We start from the raw sequence: 19588 nt of genomic DNA on the forward strand, positions 1-19588 counted from the left end.
GTTCAGCGCTCCTCGACGAACGGTTCGCGGGTGGGTGCGGGGACCGTGCCGTCGTCCCACCGCACGCTGGTGACGCGCAGTTCACGGCCCGACAGCAGGTCGGCCGTCCCGCCGTCGCAGCGCGGGCAGGTCAGTGAGGGCGGCATGCCGACGGCCCATTCGTACGCGCAGGGTGCGCAGCGCGCCCGCCCCGGCACGGTGTCGGTGATCAGTTCGGCGCCCTCCAGCACGGTGCCGGCGCAGGCCAGTTCGAAGCAGAAGGAGAGGGAGTCGGGTACGACACCGGCCAGTTCGCCCACCTCCAGGCGCACCGAACGCACCGCGGTGACGTCCCCGGCCCGCTCGGCCGCCTCTTCCACCTGTTCGATCACCGCCAGCGCGATGGACATCTCGTGCATCGGTCTCCGTCCTGGCGCGTGGTGTGCGCGCCGGTCACCGGATCCCATTAGAGGCGTGGCGGCGCGGGCGGGCGGCTCGGCACGCCGTCGCCGCCCGGGTGCGTACGCCGTTCGCCGCAACGAGCCGCCGGGCGGACGCGGCCGTGCCTCACATCCTGCTCATCCGCAGGTAGCGCCTGATGTCGGGCAGCGACTGCACGACCAGGGCCGCGACGGCGGCGGACAGCACTCCGAGCACGATGTTCTTCTTCATCCTGTCTCTCCTCACTTGACGGCTTCGCCGGCCAGGGGCCGCGAGCCGGGCTCCGGGGGCGCGCCCAGCAGCTCTTCGATCAGCCGTACGGCCGGCGCTACGGCGTCGGACACCGGCCCGCTGAGACCGATCCCCTCCTCCACACAGGCCGGTTCGCAGCCCACGACAAGGGTGCGGCGCGGGGGCCGGCCGCCGGTTCCGGCGCAGAGGGTGCCCAGCAGGGCGAGCACGGCGTCGGGGGTCATGCGGTGGCCGTCGAGCGGGGCGTGCTCCGTACCGCCCGCGCCGGTGTCGTCGTGCTCGATCACGTACAGGGTGCCGGGGGCTCCGCCGCGGGCCGTGGCATCCACCAGGATCAGGGTGTCGTAGCCGTCGAGGACCTGGTAGGCGAGGTGCACGCCCCGCACGCCGATGTCCACGGTCTCGACATGGCCGGGCAGCGGGCGTCCGGCGAGGGCGCGCACGGTCTCGACACCGAAGCCGTCGTCGCCGAGGAAGATGTTCCCGATGCCCGCTACGAGCACGCGGCCGCCAAGGCCCCGCTCCGGGGAAGAGCTCATGCGCCGTCCTCCAGGGGGGTCAGTTCGTCGGGCTGGAAGTACAGGTACCGGCCCTGTTCGCGGCGCAGGTCGGCGCCGGGGTCCCCGTCCACCGTCACCGCCAGGTGCACTCCGCCGTCCACGTCGTGCAGCACGGCCTCGACCGTCGCGGCGCGCCCCCGCAGGAACAGGTCCTGGGCGTCGGTGCGGCGCAGGCCGGGGTTGAGGACGACCCGGCTGCCCGCGCCCACCGGCCGGCCGTCGACCGTGACCCGGTCGTGGACGGGGTCGAAGCCGGCGTCGGCTGCCGGGTCCCACCAGGGTGTATCGGGCTGTTGCACGCCGTGCTCGTCGGGGAAGCCGGCGGCGGGCGCGGGCCGTGTCACCTCGCGCAGGCCGCGCACCGCGCCGTGCAGCCGCTCCAGCACCTCCCGGGGCAGCGAGTCGGCGAGGTCGATCACGGCGGCGGCCCGCTCGTCGGTGCCCCGTGCCTCGCGCTTCTCCTCGTCGGTGAGGGCGGCGGTGCGCAGAGCGAGGATCTCGTCGATCTCGGTGGCGTCGTAGAGGGCGCCGGGGCTTTCGGGCGCGATGGCCGGATGGTCCTCCAGGATGATCGGCGAGGACAGGACGACGTCCGCCCGGCCGGGTTCGCCCGCGAGCACCGGCCAGGTGTGCAGATTGCGGCAGGAGCCGACCGCGGCCTTCGCCCACTCGGGGGGATCGGTCATCGACAGGAACGAGCCCTTGCTCAGCGCCATGAGGAGGTGGGCGGCCACCAGGGAGCGCGGGAGCGCCGCGTCGCGGTCGGCCGCGTGGCCGGCCGGCGGGAGCCAGGTGCTGGTGTTCTCGGCGACGGCGGTCAGCCGCACGACCCGGTAGGGCCCGTCGAGTTCGCGCGCCGACAGGCGCAGGATTCCGCCCAGTTCCTCGTAGCGGCGGATCGTGCGGCCGACGGTCCGGCCCGTCTCGTCGAGGACGGGTTCGGTCTCCTCTCCCGCGGGCCGGTCGAAGGGAAGGGTGACATCGCCGGCCAGGAGGTCCGCCACCGCTACGACCGCCTCGACGCGTTCCTCGACCCCCTCGTCCCAGGGGACCAGGACCCGGTCGGCCAGCCGGAGTTCGGGGACGGTCTCGAACCCGCCGTCGGGCAGCGCCCGTTGGACCGTGCGCCGACGGGCGCGCAGGAAACGCAGTTCCACGGCGAGCGTGGCGCCCGCCCTGGGTTCCATCAGGCACTCGGTGTGCTGGAAGGCGTGCTCCTCGCACTCGGCGCCCCAGGCGGGCGGCACCAGTACGCCGAACTGCCAGCGCAGCCGGTTCTTCGCGGCCGAGGCGCGATAGGGGTAGAGCACATAGCCCTCGAAGAGGACGGCGTCGGCCACCTGCCGCGCGAGGGCGAGCCGCGCCTCGGTCTCGGGCGCGAACGTGGTCACGCTCACGGGGCGCTCCTCCCGGACATGACGGGGCCGGTGACGGATGCGCCGCGCGTCTCCTCCAGCAGGGCGCGTACGGTCGCCTCCCAGGACGGCAGCGCCCGGCGGGAGCGGAAAGCGAGCAGGGCGAGCATGGTGTCGCGGGGCAGCCGGATCCAGCCGCAGCCGGGAAAGTGCTGTTCGACCATCTCGCGCCAGATCGCGACGGGCATCCGGAACGTCGCCTCCCGGTCCCAGGGGACGGGCTCGACGCGGAACCCGCCCTTTCCGGTGAAGGCCGTACCGGAGAAGAGCATCAGCAGCGGCACCTCGCCCCCTTGGAGAGCGTCGAGGTAGCGGGTCGCGGCGATGTCCATGTCGTAGGTGCAGGGCACGACGAGGTCCGCCTCGGTCTCCCGGGTGAAGCCCGTGACCATGAGCGGGACCTGTGCGAACTGCACGGGCTGGAGGGTGCTGCCCCACCGGGAGCGCTCGCCGAAGAGGTCGGTGAGCCCGTCGGCCTCGGCGCCCTCGTAGCCGCGCCGGGCGGGCTCGATGCGGATCTGGCAGTTCAGCAGGAGGGCGTGCACCGGTTCGTCGTCGGGCTTGGTGATGCGCAGCCGGAACACCAGGGTGGGCCCGGCCGCGTAGGGGTCGGCGCGTACGCCGGTGCAGACGAAGGAGAGTCCGGTCACGGCCGCTCCCCCTCGCCCACGGGCCGGGCGAGGCTCCGGACGCGCGCGAAGAACGCGTCCAGGGCGGCGCGGGCCTCGGCCCCGCCGTCGAAGCCCGTCCACAGCAGGCGCATGCGGCCGACGAGTTCGTAGCAGATGTCGATCGGCACGAGATGGCACTCGACTCCGGTGCCGGTACGGCGCAGCAGCAGTGCCTCGACGTCCGGTTCGAGCAGCCCGGCGAGCCCGGTGGCGGCGAGGACGCCTGTCCACGCCTCCGGATCGAGCTCGCTCTCGGTGGCGCCGGCCGGGCTCGGGTAGAGCGCGACCAGCCGGTCGAGCGAGGCGTTGCGGAAGAAGAACGCGACACCGACGGGGATGCGCAGCGCGTCCCAGGCCTGGTCGTCGAGGCGATGGCCGGGATCGGCGAGGTAGCGGCCGGGGACCGGCCGGAACCGGCCCGCGCCGGCGCCCGGCCGGTCCATCAGCAGGTAGCAGGGCGGGCAGGCGCACACCAGGGCCCGCTGCTCGGTGTCGACGAGGTGGCGGTGCTCGTCCTCGTCCACGACGGCCGAGCAGAGTCCGCACCGCTCCGGCTGCTCAGGGCGTTCGGCGAGGAACCTGCGCAGGCCGGACGCCTGTGCCGGGGGCGCGGTCATCCGCCGGCCCCGGGCCGCATGCCGATCTGGAGCAGCGCGGGCTCTCCCGGGCCGCCGACGCTCCGCACCTCGACGGCCGTGACCTCGGGTACGAAGCAGGCGATGACGTCCTCGGTCGTCTGCCGTGCCGCCGTCGCGGTGGCGGCGCAGCCGCAGCCCGGCCCGGCCGCCGCCCGCAGCCGGAGGGTGCCGGTGGGCTCGTCGAAGTCCTCGACCTCAAGGCCCTGGTCGGGAACGGTGGCCAGGGCGCGGGCGATGCGGGTCTCCCGGTCGTCGGGGTGGAGGCCGTGGAGCACCAGCAGACCGGCGACCAGTTCGTCGCCGAGCAGTGCCTCCAGGGGACCGCCCGCGGGCAGCAGTTCCAGGAGCCGGGCGAGCCCGGCGCCGTAGAACTCCATGAGGGAGCGCACCAGTTCCTCCGCCGCGGCGACCGCGGCGGTGTCACCGGTGTCGGCCAGGCGGTCGAGGACGTCCTCGATCCGCCGCCCGGCCTGTTCCGCGTTCATCGGACGCGTGGCGGCGGCCGCCGTGGCCGCGCTCATCCGCCCAGTCCGCTCAGGCCGGTGGGGACGTGCATCTTCTGCACGGTCTTCCCACCGCCGACGTACATGTGGACGCCGCAGGGCAGGCAGGGGTCGAAGCTGCGCACGGTGCGCATGATGTCGATGCCCTTGAAGTTCTCCGGCGGGTTCTCCTCGAAGATCGGGGTGTTCTGCACCGCGTCCTCGTACGGGCCGGGTGTGCCGTAGGAGTCCCGGACGCTGGCGTTCCACGGGGTGGGCGGGTAGGGGTGGTAGTTGGCGATCTTGCCGTCGCGGATCACCATGTGGTGGGAGAGGACGCCGCGGACGGCCTCGGTGAAGCCGACTCCGATGCTCTCGTCGGGGACCTCGAACTTCTCCCAGGTCTGGGTGCGTCCGGCGCGGACCTCGTCCAGGGCCTGCTCTGCGAAGTGCAGGGCGAGGGCGGCCGTGTAGGCCTGGAAGTAGCTGCGCGCGCGGTTGCGTTCGAGCGCGTTGCTCCACTTCGGGATCTTCCACTCGAAGGTGGTCTCGGGCTTGGTCATGGTGCGCGGCAGGTTGATGATCACGCTGTGGCCGGTGGCCTTGACGCCGCCGGTGTCGACGAGTCCGGCCAGGGCGGTGGTCCACAGTCGGGCGATGGGGCCGCCGCCGGTGTCCAGGGCGAGGTGGTCCTTGCCGTCGAACCAGCGCGGGGACATGACCCAGCTGTACTTGTCGTCGAAGTTCCGCTTCTGCGGGGCCGGGATGGTGTGCTGGTTCCAGGGGTGGCGCGGGTCGACCGGGTTGCCGAGCGGGTCGTGGGTGACGAAGAGGTCCTTGCCCTCCCAGTCCTCGTAGTACGAGCTGCCCAGCAGGATGCGGATGCCCAGGTTGATCTCGGTGAGGTCGGTGGTGACGAGCTTGTCGTCGACGACGATGCCGGGGGTGACGAACATGCGCCGTCCCCAGCCCGTCATGTTGGCGTACGTGAAGTCGCAGTACTCGGGGTCGTTGAGCGCTCCCCAGCAGCCGAGCAGGACGCGGCGGCGGCCGACCTCCTCGTACCCGGGCAGGGCCTCGTAGAAGAAGTCGAAGAGGTCGTCGTGGAGCGGGACGACCCGCTTCATGAACTCCACGTACCGCATCAGGCGGCTGAGGTAGTCCGTGAAGAGCTGTACGGAGGCATTGGTGCCGACGCCGCCCGGGTACAGCGTGGAGGGGTGCACATGGCGGCCCTCCATCAGGCAGAACATCTCGCGGGTGTACCGGCTGACCTGCAGCGCCTCGCGGTAGAACTCGCCCTCCAGGGGGTTCAGGGACCGCATGATGTCGGCGATGGTGCGGTAGCCGTGCTCGGCGGCGTGCGGGGCCTCGGTGCGTTCGGCGAGTTCGAGGACGCCGGGGTTGGTCTCCTTGACCATCTTCTCGCAGTAGTCGACCCCGACCAGGTTCTCCTGGAAGATGTTGTGGTCGAACATGTACTCGGCCGCCTCGCCGAGGTTGATGACCCACTCACCGAGGTTCGGGGGCTTCACGCCGTAGGCCATGTTCTGCGTGTACACCGAGCAGGTGGCGTGGTTGTCGCCGCAGATGCCGCAGATGCGGCTGGTGATGAAGTGGGCGTCGCGCGGGTCCTTGCCGCGCATGAAGACGCTGTAGCCGCGGAAGACCGACGAGGTGCTGTAGCACTCGGCGACCCGCTTCTGCTTGAAGTCGATCTTCGTGTGGATGCCCAGGCTGCCCACGATCCGGGTGATCGGGTCCCAGGACATCTCCATCAGGCCGCTGCCGTCGCCGGCCGCCTTGGTCTTGGGGGTCATGGTCTGTGTGGTGTCCTTCGTGTGGCGGGGGTCGGGCGGGGGACGGGGGTGGGTTCACGCGGTGGTTCGGCCGCGCGGCGGGTTCACCACGGACGTCGGTATCCGGTGGTGAGCTTGCGGCCCTTGTGGCGCCACTTCGGCTCCTTGTCGACGGTGTGGAGGGTGACGGACCGCAGTTTTCGGATCACCGCGCCGTAGGCGCCGCTGGCCGTGGTGGAGATCGTCGCGCCGGGGGGCTGGTCCATGAAGGGCATGAACTTGTCCGGGAAGCCGGGCATGGTGCAGGCGATGCAGATGCCGCCGACGTTCGGGCAGCCGCCGATACCGCTCATCCAGCCCCGTTTGGGCACGTTGCACTTGACGACCGGCCCCCAGCAGCCGATCTTGACCAGGCACTTGGGCGAGTCGTACGTCTCCGCGAACTCGCCCTGTTCGTAGTAGCCGGCGCGGTCGCAGCCCTCGTGCACGGTGGCGCCGAACAGCCAGGCCGGGCGGAGCTTGTCGTCCAGCGGGATCATCGGAGCGGAGCCGGCCGCCTGGTAGAGCAGGTAGGTGAGCGTCTCGGCGAAGTTGTCGGGCTGGACCGGGCAGCCCGGGACACACACGATCGGGATGCCGGCCTTCGACTTCCAGTCCCAGCCGAGGTAGTCGGGCACGCCCATGGCACCGGTCGGGTTGCCCTCCATGGCGTGGATACCGCCGTAGGTGGCGCAGGTGCCGGCGCAGACGACCGCGAGGGCCTTGGGCGCGAGCCGGTCGATCCACTCGCTGGTGGTGATCGGCTGGCCGGTGTCCGGGTCGTCGCCGAAGCCGCACCAGTAGCCCTCGGGCTTGATCTTCTCGTTGGGGATGGAGCCCTCGACGACCAGAACGAAGGGGTCGATCTCGCCGCGCTCGCCCTTGAAGAACCACTCGATGAACGTGTCGGCGCCCCCGACCGGCCCGCACTCGAAGTCGATCAGGGGCCAGTGGACGGCGATCTTCGGCAGCCCCGGCAGCGCGCCGAGCGCGATCTGCTCGATGCTCGGCTGCATCGCGGCCGTCAGTGCGACCGAGTCGCCGTCGCAGCTCAGTCCGGCGTTGATCCAGAGGATGTGGATCGTGGGCGTCTCGTCGGCGGGCGCGCCGGCGGTGTGCATCGTGCCGGCCGTGTCGGGCGTCGCCGGTGTCATGGGACCGCCTCCTCGGGGAGGTAAGGGACGAAGGCATGTTTTTCGACTGCCAGACTCTTGCTACCAGTGATGCGGCGGTCAGGTGACGCTGGCGCCGTCCGTTCCGGTGACACGGGCCCCGGACGGGTCCGGTCCGGTGGCTCCCGCGGGGCCGGTGCCGACGGTGGGTTGCGGCGGTGTGCCGGCCTGCCGCTCCTTGCGCACGAACGCGCACCTCAGCGCGTGATACGGGGCCTCGGGGTCGTCGAAGGTCCTGCGCATCCGGGTCAGCTCCCGCTCCCGGAACGCGGAGAGGGGCTCGGTGCTCTCCTGGCGGTCCAGCGACTCCTTCTTCGCCGCGATCCGGGACGGTGTTCCCGGCAGCGCGGCCAGCCGGGCCGCGAGGCCGCCGACCTCGGCGGCGAAGTCCCCCGGTCCGCAGTCGACCAGTCGGTCGACGAGACCCAGACGCACGGCGCTCGCGGCGCTCATCGGCAGGGCCTCGCCCATGAGCCGGTCGGCCGTGGCCGCGCCGACGCGGCGGGGCAGCGTGTACGTCCAGTACTCCGAGCCGTGCAGCCCCATCAGCCGGTAGTGCGGGTTCAGCACCGAACCGGCGCGGCACCACACCTCGTCGGCCGCCAGGGCGAGCATCACGCCGCCGGCCGCCGCATTGCCCCCGATGGCGGAGACCACGAGCCGGTCGGTGGTCGTCAGGACCGCCTCGACCAGGTCGTCGATGGCGTTGATGTTCGCCCAGGACTCCGCGGCGGGGTCGGCGGCGGCCTCGATGACGCCCAGGTGGATGCCGTTGCAGAAGAAGTCCCGCTGCCCGCCCAGCACCAGCACGGTGGTCGGGCGGGCGCACGCCTCCCGGTACGCGGCGAGCAGGCGCCGGCACTGGGTGGTGCTGAGGGCACCGCCCGGGAAGGAGAAGGACAGGAAGCCGACGCTCCCGGCTTCCCGGTAGCGGATGTCCGTCCAGGTCCCCGCGGTGGAGGCCGGCAGCGGCGCCAGTTCGGGGAGGGGCGGCAGCCGGTCGCCGAGGGCGGTCACCGCGGGCAGCCGGATCGCGCGCGGCCGCCCAGGACCGCTTCGGCGCCGCAGCTCCGGGATCCACACGGCGCCGTCCTTCGTGGCCCGGCAGATCGCCCCGGTCTGGGTGGCCAGCAGCGCTCCCGGTGCTCCGTGGAGACGGTCCTCGGGGTGGCCGCCGTGCAGGTACCACTCGTCGCCGAGCAGGACGTCGAGCACGCCGGGCTGTGAATCCGCGGCGCGGAGTTTGCGCAGGACGGTCTCGGTGCCGTCCACGGCCCAGTCGATCCGCCGGACGCTCTGGTCGAGGTAGGGGCGGGTGCGCGCGGCGCCCTGCCGCAGCGGGGTGTGGCGCCCGGTGGCGAAGCGGTCCACGGCGAGCAGGACGGCCGCCAGTGCGGCGTCGGCGATCTCGCCCCGGTACAGGTCGCTCTTGGACACCGGCGGCACCGGGCACCGTACGGTCGCCCACACATCACCGGCGTCCATCTCCTCCACTGCCTGAAGAATCGTCACTCCCCACTGCGTGGCGCCCTCCTGGACGGCCCGGTCGAGCGAGGAGGGACCCCGGTCCCCGACCGGGCCCGGGTGCACGACGAAGCACGGCCGGGCGGCCCACACCTCCCGCGGGATCGCCGTCTTCAGCATCGGGGCGAGGACCAGGTGCGGGTCGTGCCGCTCGACGGCCGCCGTCAGGGAGGTGCCCGGCAGTGCGAGCTCCACCGCCACGGTGTGGCCGTGGTCGCGCAGTTCGGCGTGGACACGTTGGGTGAGGCTGTTGAAGGCGCTGGCCACGAGCAGGATGTGCACGGCGTACTCCCGGCGGACGACGCACCGGGCAGTCGTGCCCGGCCGACTGTGATGCTGCGCCACCCGCGGCGGGTCCCGCCACCGACAAGCGGCGGCGTCACCCGAAAGCGGGGCGCACGCCGCCACCCGGCCGTGTGGACATGGCAATTCAGACAGTCCACACAGAAGCGAACAGATTCTGAGCCGATTCGGAACGAGTTCTTCTCCAACCGTGCGAGGTCGGTCGATGACGGTGTGTACTGTGCTGCGAGCGCCTTCAGTGAGCGCCTTGGACTCCCCTGTCCTCCCCCGCCCGACTTCTCTGGAAGCCCTTTCGATGATCGAATTACCGGACCTGGTGGCCGGCGGTCTCGCCGCCGGCACGCTGTCCGCGCTCGCGCTCGGCGGTGGTCTGCTGCGATCTCGGCGCCAACGGGCCGCGTTACGCGTCGAGTTGACCGAGCTGCGGGCCCGACTGGACAGCGCCGAGCAGGCGTTCACCGCCGAGATCGAGCACCTCGCGGCGCGGCGCATCCCGGCCGCCGCCCAGCAGCTCGCGCATCCCCACGTCGTCGTGCCGGGCCCGCCACGGCCGCAGACCGCCGGAACGCCGGCGGGGATCGCGCTGGAGCACGCACTGACGGGCCTGCGGTCCGAGCTGACGGCGCAGCGCACCCGAATAGACGCGGCCGCACAGGCGGGACTACGCGGCGCCACCCGGGAGATCCAGGCGGCCCTGTACCGGCTGCAGGACGCCCTGCGCGGACTGCAACAGCGGTACGACGACCCCGAGTTGACGCAGACACTGTTCGCACTGGACCACGAGAACGAGCAGTCGCTGCGCCGGGCGCAGGTCGCCGCGGTGGTGTGCGGCGCCTGGGTGGGGCTCGCCCGTGAGGAGTCCCATGTGGTGGACGCGGTGACGGGTGGCCAGGCCCGGCTCGGGGGCTACCACCGCGTCCGGGTCCACAACCACCTGGAGCCGGGCACCGCGCTGGTCTCGCACGCGGTCGAGCCGGTCGCCATCATCGTCGCCGAGCTCCTCGACAACGCGCTTCGGCACTCCGCGCCGGAGACCGACGTCGTGGTCAACCTGGAACACGTCCACCACGGGGTCTGCGTCACTGTCGACGACGCGGGCCTGGGCATGACACAGGACGAACGGGCCCGCGCCCAGCGCCTGGTGGCCGGCAGCGACCCCATCCTGCTCACCGACCTCGGCGACCCGCCCCGCATGGGCCTGGCCGCGATCGGCCGGCTGACCCGGCAGTTCGACCTGAGCGCCGACGTCTCCTCCCCCTCGCCGTACGGCGGTGTGCGCGCGGTGCTGCGCGTGGAGAGCCATCTGCTCAGCCGCGTCGACCCGGTCGAGCAGCCGCCGGCGGCCAGCGCCCCGCGCTCGACGCGCAGAAGCGCCGCACCCGACGCCAGGGCCTCCGCGGCGCCGGCGAGGGCAGCGGCCGTACCGGACGCAGCAGCCACCGCACCGAGCCGCGACGCTGCCCATGGATACGGCGCCGAACACGACGGTCCCGGCTCGGCGTCGGGGCACCAGAGGTTGCGGGACCCGGGCGGCCTTCCGCAGCGGCGGCGCCGTACCCGGGCCGCCGCCCCGGCCGCACCCGCGCCGCAGAGTCCGCCCCGGCGCCCGGAGGACGCCGCCGCCGCGCTCGCCGCGCTGCAGTACGGCACCGCGGCGGCACGCGCCCCCAGACCGGCGGACGCGAGCCGCAGCGAGTCCGAACCGGCGCACGGACAACGGACCGACGACACCGAACAGACCGAACACGAAGGGGGAGCGGCTCGATGACCAGCCGCGATGCGGGCGACACGGCGTGGGTGCTCGAACCGATCCTGCAGGTACCGCACGTCGTCGCCGCCGTCCTGCTCACCAGGGACGGACTCGTGACGGGCTACACCGACGCGCTGTCGCAGCCCTCGGCCGAGCGGGTGGCCGCCATCACCAGCACCGTGCAGGGCGCCTGCCGTACCGCCGCGGCCGCGTTCGCCGACCGGGACCGGGCCGAGGTACGGCAGGTCGTCATCGAGTCCGACCACGGGTACGTGCTGATCGTGCCCACCGACCACGGCACCTGTGTCGCCGCGTACGGCGACCCCGAGGTGCGCCTCGACCTGCTGGCGCACCGGGTCCACTCGCAGGTGGCCCGGCTGGGCGAGAAGGCGATGGCGGCGGCGCCCAGAGTCTCCGACGGCGGCGCGCCGGCATGACCGGCCGCCGTGGCGGCCGTCCCCTGGTTCCCGCGTATCTGTCGACCGGCGGCGTGGCCCGGCCCAGCCGTCCGCACCTGGAGCGGCTGTCGGTCCTCACCGCCGGCGGGGAGCCGGTGCCCGCGGGGCTGCCCGCCGCTCAACTCGCCCTCCTGGACCTCCTGGACGGCGGGGCGCTGACGGTGATGGAGGCCGCGGCCCTGCTGGAGCTGCCGGTCTCCGCCGTACGCGTGCTGGCCGCCGAGCTCGTCGACCGGAATCTGGTCCTGGCCCGCGCACCGATCCCGCCCGCCGAACGGTTCGACCCCGACCTGCTGAAGAGAGTGGCCGATGGCCTCCGCGCCCTCAAGCACCAGTGACGTCCGCGGCACTGGTGGCATACATCTGCCCGACACCGCCCGGCACCTGGTGAAGATCCTGGTCACGGGACCCTTCGGGGTGGGCAAGACGACCCTGATCGACTCGGTGTCGGAGATCCGGGCCCTGCACACCGAGGAGCATCTCACCGAGGAGTCCGCACACGTGGACGACCTCGACGGGGTGCGGGAGAAGGCGACGACGACCGTCGCCATCGACTTCGGCCGGATCAGCCTGCCGGACGAGATCGTGCTGTACCTGTTCGGCACGCCCGGCCAGCAGCGGTTCCGCCCGCTGTGGGACGACATAGCGTACGGGGCGCTCGGCGCCCTCGTGCTGGTCGACAGCCGCCGGATCGATGCTTCTTTCGACGTGCTCGGTCTGGTGGAGGAGACCGGGGTGCCGTACGCGGTCGCCTTCAACGCCTTCCCCGACGCCCCGAGCCACTACACCGGAGAGCAGCTGCGCGCGGCCCTGGACCTGGAGCCGGGCACGCCCATGGTGACGTGCGACGCGAGGGACGCGCACTCCTCCATCGACGCGCTGCTCGCCCTGGTCCAGCACCTGATCGACGATCCCCGAGCGGAGAACCGGTGACCACCCAACCGACGGACCGGCAGTCCTTCACCGTCTCGGGACCCGTGCGGCTGTGGGAGGACGGCTTCGCGAAGGATCCCCACCGCTACTACTCGGCCCTGCGCGCCCAGGGCGCGGTGGGCTGGGCGGAGCTCGCGCCGGGTGTGCCGGCGTACCTGGTCACGGACCGCCAGGCCGCACTGGACGTGCTGCGCGACACCGACACCTTCTCGCACGACCCGCGCGCGTGGGAGACCACGGTCCCCGACGACTCACCGGTCCTCGCCATGATGCGCTGGCGGCCCAACGCCCTGTTCTCCGACGGCGGCGCCCACGTCCGCTACCGCACCACGCTCATCGACGTCTTCGAGCTGGTGGAGCCACACGACCTGCGGGGCCGGGTGCACCGGGCGGTGCGGCTCCTGGTGAACCGCTTCGGTCCCCTGGGCGAGGCGGACCTGGTGGCCGACTTCACCCGGCCGCTGATGGCGCTGGTGTTCAACAACCTGTTCGGCCTGCCGGACAGCCAGGGCGACCGGCTCAACGAGGGCCTCGGCAAGATGATGGAGGGCGGCGCCCAGGCCGCCGAGGGCGAGGCGGAGTTCGCCGAGTACGTGCTCAGGCTCATCGCCGGGAAGGTCGAACGGCGCGGCGACGACCTGCCGAGCAGGCTCCTCGACCACCCTGCCGGGCTGACGCCGGAGGAGGTCACCTGGCAGGTGTTCCTCACCCTCGGCGCGGGCTACGAGCCGACCGCGAACCTGCTGTCCAACGCCCTGTCCAGAATCCTCGGCAATCCGCTCTACTACTCCACCCTGACCAGCGGTGCCCGCCCGGTCATGGACGCGGTGGTCGAGGTGCTGCACCACGAGACGCCGCTGGCCAACTACGGCATCTACTACGCCCGCAGACCCGTGTCGTTCCACGGGGCGTGGATCCGGGACGCGGTGCCGGTGGTGGTGTCGTTCGGGGCGGTCGGGCTGTTCGCCGAGCAGGAGGCGACCAGCGGCCGGCGCCCGGGGGACGCCTCGCACCTGTCCTGGGGCGCGGGCCCGCACACCTGTCCGGTCCGGCACCACACGCTGCTCATCGTGACCGAGGCGATCGAGCAGCTCACCCAGTGGCTGCCCGACCTCGAACCCGTAGTGCCCCGGGAGCGCCTCAGTTGGCGGCCCGGCCCCTTCCACCGCTCGCTGACGTCCCTGCCCGTGCGGTTCAGCCCCCGCTCCCCCGACCAGCCAGGAGAGTTGTCGTGACCGTGACCGACCACATCGAACGGTTCGTCGTCGACCCGTTCGGCGCCGACATCCCCGCCGAGGCCGCCGAGCTGCGCGCCCTCGGCCCGATCGTGCCCGTGGAGCTGCCCGGCGGCATCCCCGCCTGGGCCCCCACCCGGTACGACGTCCTCAAGGAACTGATCCTCGATCCCCAGGTCAGCAAGGATCCCCGGCTGCACTGGCGGCTGTTTCCCGAGGTCGGCGAACACCCCTCCTGGGGATGGATCATCAGCTGGGTCGGCGTGGTCAACATGCTCTCCTCGTACGGCCCCGACCACGCGCGGCTGCGCAAGCTGGTGGCGCCGAGCTTCACGCACCGGCGCACCGAGGCGATGCGCCCGCGGGTGGAGGCCATCACCGCGGAGCTGCTCGACGCGCTGGAGAGCGCCGGGGCCGACGGCGGGGCGGTCGACCTCCGGCAGGGGCTCGCGCTCACGCTGCCCATGCGGCTGATCTGCGACCTGTTCGGCATGCCCGAGGAGATGCGGCCGGACACCGCACAGCTCATCGCGGCGATCATGGACACCACCGACCCGAGCCCGGAGCACGCCGCGTTCGTGCAGGAGCGGATCGGCACGGTGCTGGGCGGGCTGATCGCGCACAAGGTCGCGCACCCGGGCGACGACATGACCACGGAGCTGATCCGGGTCCGGGACGAGGACGGCGACCGGCTCAGCGACGAAGAGCTGCTCTACACGCTGCTGCTGGTGATCGGCGCCGGTTTCGAGACCACCGTCAACCTCATCGGCAACGCGATCGTCGCCCTGCTGCGCGACCCGGAGCAGCTCGCGGCCGTGCGCTCGGGCGCGGTCTCCTGGGACGCCGTGATCGACGAGACGCTGCGGGTGCACCCCTCGATCTCCTCGCTGCCGCTGCGCTTCGCGGTGAGCGACCTGAAGGTCGGGGACGTCACCGTTCCGGCCGGGGACGCGATCATCACGACGTACGCCGCCGCCGGACTGGATCCCGAGCGGTACGGGGCGGACGCGGGCGTCTTCGACGCGGCGCGCGGAGCCGACGACCACCTGGCGTTCGGCATCGGGGTGCACCGCTGCATCGGCGCGCCGCTCGCCCGGATGGAGGCGCTGACCGCGCTCCCCGCGCTGTTCGACCGGTTCCCGGACCTGGGGCTGGCCGTCGCGGCCGACGAGCTGCGGCAGGTCCCGTCCTTCATCGCCTTCGGCTGGCAGGAGGTACCGGTCCGCCTGCGCTAGGCATCCGGTGGGGGCGCGACCGGTCCCCCGTTCCGGTCGTGCCCCGCGGAACGTGAACCTACGTGCAGGTCGGGCCGTTGGGTATCGCGGCAATGCCCGTTTCGACGCACGGAGGACTCACCCGTGCACAGGTGAGTCCGAATGGCCCGGCTACGTACCGTGGAGTGCGGGTTCGGCGAGGTCACCGACTGCCAGCAGGGCCAGCACGACCTCGTAGAGGTCGGTGCCCGCGGCCAGGAGCTGACGTTCGAGGACGGGTTCGGCGCTGCGGACGTGTTCGCGCACGGTCTGGGCGTGGACGCCCAGGTCCTGGGCCGCGCGTTCGGCGTTCCCCCCGGCGGCGATCCAGGCACGCAGGGTACCGCGCAGGTCGCGTCCGTCGCGGGTCAGACGCCCGAGAAGGTCGTGCGCCCAGGTGCGCAGCGCGGGACCGGCGACCAGGTCACCGAGCCGGACGGCGCCGGGCCGGGACTCGGCGCCGTCGGCGGCGCCTGCCGCGCAGCCCGCCTCGGTGTTCAGGGCGAGATGGGCGGCCGCGCGGACGGTGAGATCGGAGAAGTCGGTGCGCAGCAGACCTTCGACCCGGTCCATGCGGGCGCGGACGGTGTTGCGGTTGACGCCGAGGACCTTGGCCGCGCTCACCGCGGTGAACTCCAGGCCCAGCCTTGTGGTGGCGAGCAGCTCGGCGCGCGTGTGGTGGGGCAGGGTGTCGAGGGGGCGCAGGACGCCGGCGGACCAGGCACGCAGCGTCGCGGGGTCCATCAGCCGCTCCGGGTGGGTGCGTTCGGCATAGACGGCCGCCTGGTCCGGGCGGAAGTGGGCGACGGCGAGCGCGCTGATGGCCTGGCCGTAGGCGGTGGCCGTCTGGGCGAGGCTCTGCCGGGCGCTGGCGCCGAGGAAGGTGCCGGGGCGGCCGCCGACGAGGGAGCGCAGCCGTTCCCCCGCCCTGACCGCGGCGCTGACGACGATGACGTGCCCGTCCATCGCGGGGCAGCGCACGACCAGGGCCTGACCGTCGGTCACCTCCAGGCATGCGTCGGCCAGACGGTCCCGTTCCCCTGCGGACCCCTCCACGACGTACACACGGGCCGTGTCGGTGTCGAGCAGGCCGGGCCACAGGCCCGCGGCGACCCGGCGGGCCGACACGGTGTCCTCCACCATCAGCAGCTGCAGGATCGCCAGCCGCAGGTCGGAGGCGGCGCGCCGGAGCCTGTGGCAGGCGGCCGTAAGCTCGCGGTCCCCGAGCAGCAGTTCGACGACGCCGGCGGTACGGGTCACGATCTCGGCGGCGCGCCGGTCGAAGGGGGTCGCGCGCGCGACGGCCAGCAGGCACGTCGACGCCGGGTGCGGGTCGGGGTGCCGGACGGCGACCAGGCGTACGTGACGGCCGGCGTCCTGCAGCGCGGCGGAGGAGATCCGGCCGGCGACGACATCGGCGACGAGCACGTCGTCGAGCGTCATCCGCTCTCCGGCGAGGAGGACACCGCCGGCGTCCTGCAGGCAGGCCGTTCCCCGTACGGCGCGGGCGAGCCAGGCTACGACCCGGCGCAGGTCGCGCCCGGTCGGGCGCAGATGATCGAGGAGCTCCTCGGCCCATGAGGCGTCCGTGTCGTACGGCGTCTGTGAGCGCGGGTCCTCGTCCGCTCGGCCACCCACGTCTGCCCTCTCCTTGTCCATCGCGTTGACCTCGGTGTTCGGGGGTGGACGTTACCCGACAAACGGCCCGGAGCAGGAGGGTAAGGTTCCGCCTGCGGTCCGCTCGGAGCCTTCCCCCGGCCTCGGGACGACGCGAGCCCCGGAGCCCGCCTGCGCACCTGGCCCCGGCCGACGGCATAAGCTCGGCGAATGGCGAAGTACTTCGACGTGCACCCCGAGAACCCGCAGCCGCGCAGCATCGCCCAGATCGCCGATGCCGTGCGCTCGGGTGCGCTCATCGCATACCCGACCGACTCCTGCTACGCGCTGGGGTGCCAGCTCGGCAGCCGTGACGGCATCGACCGGATCCGCGCGATCCGACGGCTCGACGACCGGCACCACTTCACCCTGATGTGCCGGGACTTCGCGCAGCTCGGCCAGTTCGTCCACGTGGACAACGACGTGTTCCGGGCCGTCAAGGCGTCGACCCCCGGCAGTTACACGTTCATCCTCCCTGCGACCAAGGAGGTGCCGCGCAAGCTGCTGCACCCCAAGAAGAAGACCGTCGGCGTACGCATCCCCGACCACGTGGTCACCCAGTCCCTGCTGGCCGAGCTCGGCGAACCGCTGCTGTCCAGCACGCTGCTCCTGCCCGACGAGGAGGAGCCGATGACCCAGGGTTGGGAGATCAAGGACCGCCTCGACCACGCGGTGGACGCGGTGGTGGACTCCGGGGACTGCGGCACCGAGCCGACCACGGTCATCGACTTCTCCAGCGGCGAGGCGGAGATCGTACGGCGGGGAGCGGGCGACACGACACGCTTCGAGTGACTCCCAGGGCCGGAGGGTCAGGCACGGGGGCGTCGGTCTCGCGTGGAACCATGATCCCGTACCCGCCGCGTCATGGAGGCGCCCGCCTCCGACGACGATTCCTCAGGAAGGCACCGACGCCATGACCGCCGTACAGGCAGCAGCCGTGGACATCCCGACCGAGGACGGCACCGCCGACGCCTACCTGGTCCACCCCGGTGACGGGCGCCCCCGTCCGGCCGTCCTCTTCTACCAGGACGCCTACGGACTGCGTCCGCACCTGAGGGCGATGGCCGACCGGCTCGCCGGAGCCGGCTACACGGTGCTGGTGCCGAACGTGTTCTACCGTCACGGCCGGGCGCCGGTCGTCGACCTGCCCGAGTTCATCGACACCGCCGCCGATCCCACCATCTGGGAGCGCGTGGGCCCGATCGTGCAGTCGCTGACGCCCGAGCTCGCCGAGCGGGACGCGGGTGCCTATCTGCGCTGGCTGGCCGACAGCCCGCTGGTCGCGGACGGCCCGGTCGCGCTGACCGGCTACTGCATGGGGGCCCGGCTGGTCCTGCTCGTCGCCGGCGGCTACCCGGACCGGGTCGCGGCCGCGGCCGGGTTCCACGGCGGACGGCTGGCGACCGAGGGCCCGGACAGCCCGCACCTGGTCGCCGGACACGTGACGGCCGAGCTGTACTTCGGCCACGCCGACCAGGACCCGTCCATGCCCGCGGAGCAGATCGAGCTCCTCGAGGACACGCTCACGGCGGCGGGCGTACGGCACCGCTGCGAGGTCTACCCGGGCGCTCGCCATGGGTACACGCAGGCGGACACCTCGGCGTACGACCGCGAGGCCGACGAGCGGCACTGGGCGGCGCTGCTCGACCTGCTGAACCGTACCTTCTGAGCCGGTCCAACTCATTGACATGCACGCGCCTCGGCGCAACTCTGAGAGCGCTCTCAGAACTGGTCCGGACCAATGTCCGTACCGCCCCGACCCCACACGGAGGTGGAGAGTGCTCGCAAGACTCACCCGTCCCGCACTGCCCTTCGCGGCCGCGGCGACCCTGGTCGGCGCACTGCTCGTGCTGGCCTCGCCCGAACCGGCCGGTGCCGCCGTGCCGGACACGATCCCCCTGAAGGTGTCCAACAACTCCGGCCGCGGCGACGCGGTCTACATCTACGATCTCGGCACCCAGCTGTCGACGGGACGGCAGGGCTGGGCGGACGCGAACGGCACCTTCCACGCCTGGCCGGCGGGCGGGATCCCGCCGACACCCGCTCCCGACGCCTCGATTCCCGGGCCCGCGGCCGGGCAGTCGATCACGATCCGGATCCCGAAGTTCTCCGGCCGGATCTACTTCTCCTACGGCCAGAAGCTCGACTTCCGGCTCACCACCGGCGGGCTGGTGCAGCCGGCCGTGCAGAATCCGAGCGACCCCAACCGCAACATCCTCTTCAACTGGTCGGAGTACACGCTCAACGACTCCGGACTGTGGCTCAACAGCACACAGGTCGACATGTTCTCCGCGCCCTACGCGGTCGGGGTGCAGCGGTCCGACGGAAGCGTCAGCAGTACCGGTCACCTCAAGTCGGGTGGATACAACGGATTCTTCAACGCGCTGCGCGGACAGCCGGGCGGCTGGGCCAACCTGATCCAGACCCGGTCCGACGGCACCGTGCTCCGCGCGCTCTCCCCGCTGTACGGGGTGGAGACGGGGGCGCTTCCGTCGACCGTCATGGACGACTACGTCAACCGGGTCTGGTCGAAGTACTCGACGTCGACCCTGACCGTCACGCCGTTCGCCGACCAGCCGAGCACCAAGTACTACGGCCGGGTCTCGGGGAACGTCATGAACTTCACCAACTCGTCAGGGGCGGTGGTGACGAGCTTCCAGAAGCCGGACGCGAACAGCATCTTCGGCTGTCACAACCTGCTCGACGCGCCCAACGACCAGGTGCGCGGCCCGATCTCCCGCACGCTGTGCGCAGGCTTCAACCGGTCGACGCTGCTGACCAGTTCCAACCAGCCGGACACCAACACGGCGGACTTCTACAAGGATGTGGTCACCAACCACTACGCGCGCAAGATCCACGCCCAGATGGCGGACGGCAAGGCGTACGCGTTCGCCTTCGACGACGTCGGGAACCAGGAGTCGCTGGTCCACGACGGCGGCCCTCAGCAGGCGTACCTCACACTGGATCCGCTGAGCTGACACGCACGCGTCCCGCACGCGGACGGCTTCCGCGTGCGGGACGTGTCATG

The 19588-nt window shown here is 72.1% G+C and carries 20 protein-coding genes; 9 read left to right on the forward strand and 11 right to left on the reverse strand.

What is annotated here, in order from left to right; translation table 11 throughout:
- Positions 1 to 2: 2 nt before the first annotated feature.
- From hypA to ACIPSA_RS38855, 10 genes are all read right to left on the reverse strand, one after another.
- Positions 3 to 398, reverse strand: coding sequence for a hydrogenase maturation nickel metallochaperone HypA (gene hypA, locus ACIPSA_RS38810; protein ID WP_402643671.1), 396 nt, complete (start codon positions 396 to 398; stop codon positions 3 to 5).
- 148 nt (positions 399 to 546) lie between these two features.
- A complete protein-coding gene (locus ACIPSA_RS38815) occupies positions 547 to 651 on the reverse strand; it encodes a DUF6893 family small protein (protein WP_402643673.1) in 105 nt (34 codons plus the stop codon).
- Between the two features lie 11 nt (positions 652 to 662).
- Positions 663 to 1211 (reverse strand): hydrogenase maturation protease, encoded by a 549-nt coding sequence (locus ACIPSA_RS38820; RefSeq protein ID WP_402643675.1) that lies wholly within the window; start codon positions 1209 to 1211, stop codon positions 663 to 665.
- Entirely contained in the window at positions 1208 to 2629 is a 1422-nt protein-coding gene (locus ACIPSA_RS38825; RefSeq protein WP_402643678.1) for a hypothetical protein, read from the reverse strand. Before ACIPSA_RS38825 ends, ACIPSA_RS38820 begins: the two co-directional genes overlap by 4 nt.
- Positions 2626 to 3297 carry a DUF6084 family protein gene (locus tag ACIPSA_RS38830; protein ID WP_402643681.1) on the reverse strand — a complete coding sequence of 224 codons (672 nt, stop codon included), beginning with the start codon at positions 3295 to 3297 and terminating at the stop codon, positions 2626 to 2628. The genes ACIPSA_RS38825 and ACIPSA_RS38830 overlap by 4 nt, the downstream gene beginning before the upstream one ends.
- Positions 3294 to 3935, reverse strand: a complete 642-nt coding sequence (locus ACIPSA_RS38835) for a DUF5947 family protein (protein WP_402643683.1) — start codon at positions 3933 to 3935, stop codon at positions 3294 to 3296. Before ACIPSA_RS38835 ends, ACIPSA_RS38830 begins: the two co-directional genes overlap by 4 nt.
- The gene (locus tag ACIPSA_RS38840; protein ID WP_402643686.1) at positions 3932 to 4477 is read right to left on the reverse strand and encodes a hypothetical protein; all 546 of its coding nucleotides are present in this window, start codon (positions 4475 to 4477) and stop codon (positions 3932 to 3934) included. Before ACIPSA_RS38840 ends, ACIPSA_RS38835 begins: the two co-directional genes overlap by 4 nt.
- Positions 4474 to 6258, reverse strand: coding sequence for a nickel-dependent hydrogenase large subunit (locus ACIPSA_RS38845; protein WP_402643688.1), 1785 nt, complete (start codon positions 6256 to 6258; stop codon positions 4474 to 4476). Before ACIPSA_RS38845 ends, ACIPSA_RS38840 begins: the two co-directional genes overlap by 4 nt.
- 83 nt (positions 6259 to 6341) lie before the next feature.
- Positions 6342 to 7430: a hydrogenase expression protein HypE gene (locus ACIPSA_RS38850; protein ID WP_402643691.1), complete on the reverse strand. Its 1089-nt coding sequence runs from the start codon at positions 7428 to 7430 to the stop codon at positions 6342 to 6344.
- Positions 7431 to 7508: 78 nt separating this feature from the next.
- The gene (locus ACIPSA_RS38855) at positions 7509 to 9254 is read right to left on the reverse strand and encodes an enoyl-CoA hydratase-related protein (protein ID WP_402643693.1); all 1746 of its coding nucleotides are present in this window, start codon (positions 9252 to 9254) and stop codon (positions 7509 to 7511) included.
- 316 nt (positions 9255 to 9570) lie between these two features.
- Here ACIPSA_RS38855 and ACIPSA_RS38860 point away from each other — a divergent pair, with 316 nt between their 5' ends.
- From ACIPSA_RS38860 to ACIPSA_RS38885, 6 genes are read left to right on the forward strand one after another with little or no spacing between them, the layout of a single operon-like run.
- Positions 9571 to 11043 carry an ATP-binding protein gene (locus ACIPSA_RS38860; protein WP_402643695.1) on the forward strand — a complete coding sequence of 491 codons (1473 nt, stop codon included), beginning with the start codon at positions 9571 to 9573 and terminating at the stop codon, positions 11041 to 11043.
- Positions 11040 to 11462, forward strand: a complete 423-nt coding sequence (locus ACIPSA_RS38865) for a roadblock/LC7 domain-containing protein (RefSeq protein ID WP_402643697.1) — start codon at positions 11040 to 11042, stop codon at positions 11460 to 11462. The genes ACIPSA_RS38860 and ACIPSA_RS38865 overlap by 4 nt, the downstream gene beginning before the upstream one ends.
- Positions 11459 to 11821, forward strand: a complete 363-nt coding sequence (locus ACIPSA_RS38870) for a DUF742 domain-containing protein (RefSeq protein ID WP_402643700.1) — start codon at positions 11459 to 11461, stop codon at positions 11819 to 11821. The genes ACIPSA_RS38865 and ACIPSA_RS38870 overlap by 4 nt, the downstream gene beginning before the upstream one ends.
- A complete protein-coding gene (locus tag ACIPSA_RS38875) occupies positions 11793 to 12416 on the forward strand; it encodes a GTP-binding protein (RefSeq protein ID WP_402643703.1) in 624 nt (207 codons plus the stop codon). Before ACIPSA_RS38870 ends, ACIPSA_RS38875 begins: the two co-directional genes overlap by 29 nt.
- Entirely contained in the window at positions 12413 to 13651 is a 1239-nt protein-coding gene (locus tag ACIPSA_RS38880) for a cytochrome P450 (protein ID WP_402643705.1), read from the forward strand. Before ACIPSA_RS38875 ends, ACIPSA_RS38880 begins: the two co-directional genes overlap by 4 nt.
- Complete coding sequence (locus tag ACIPSA_RS38885) at positions 13648 to 14886, forward strand: cytochrome P450 (RefSeq protein ID WP_402643707.1); 1239 nt, start codon at positions 13648 to 13650, stop codon at positions 14884 to 14886. The genes ACIPSA_RS38880 and ACIPSA_RS38885 overlap by 4 nt, the downstream gene beginning before the upstream one ends.
- A 150-nt stretch (positions 14887 to 15036) precedes the next feature.
- Here ACIPSA_RS38885 and ACIPSA_RS38890 read toward each other — a convergent pair whose 3' ends face one another.
- The gene (locus ACIPSA_RS38890) at positions 15037 to 16542 is read right to left on the reverse strand and encodes a helix-turn-helix domain-containing protein (protein ID WP_402643710.1); all 1506 of its coding nucleotides are present in this window, start codon (positions 16540 to 16542) and stop codon (positions 15037 to 15039) included.
- A 189-nt stretch (positions 16543 to 16731) separates the two neighbouring features.
- Between ACIPSA_RS38890 and ACIPSA_RS38895 the strand changes: the two genes are divergently transcribed.
- The 3 genes from ACIPSA_RS38895 to ACIPSA_RS38905 all read left to right on the forward strand — a co-directional run bounded on the left by ACIPSA_RS38895 (position 16732) and on the right by ACIPSA_RS38905 (position 19538).
- Entirely contained in the window at positions 16732 to 17352 is a 621-nt protein-coding gene (locus ACIPSA_RS38895; protein WP_402643713.1) for an L-threonylcarbamoyladenylate synthase, read from the forward strand.
- Between the two features lie 121 nt (positions 17353 to 17473).
- Entirely contained in the window at positions 17474 to 18229 is a 756-nt protein-coding gene (locus tag ACIPSA_RS38900) for a dienelactone hydrolase family protein (RefSeq protein ID WP_402643716.1), read from the forward strand.
- Between the two features lie 109 nt (positions 18230 to 18338).
- Positions 18339 to 19538 (forward strand): glycoside hydrolase family 64 protein, encoded by a 1200-nt coding sequence (locus ACIPSA_RS38905; protein WP_402643718.1) that lies wholly within the window; start codon positions 18339 to 18341, stop codon positions 19536 to 19538.
- Positions 19539 to 19588 lie beyond the last annotated feature (50 nt).

Source organism: Streptomyces sp. NPDC086549 (assembly GCF_044746205.1).
GTDB lineage: Bacteria > Actinomycetota > Actinomycetes > Streptomycetales > Streptomycetaceae > Streptomyces.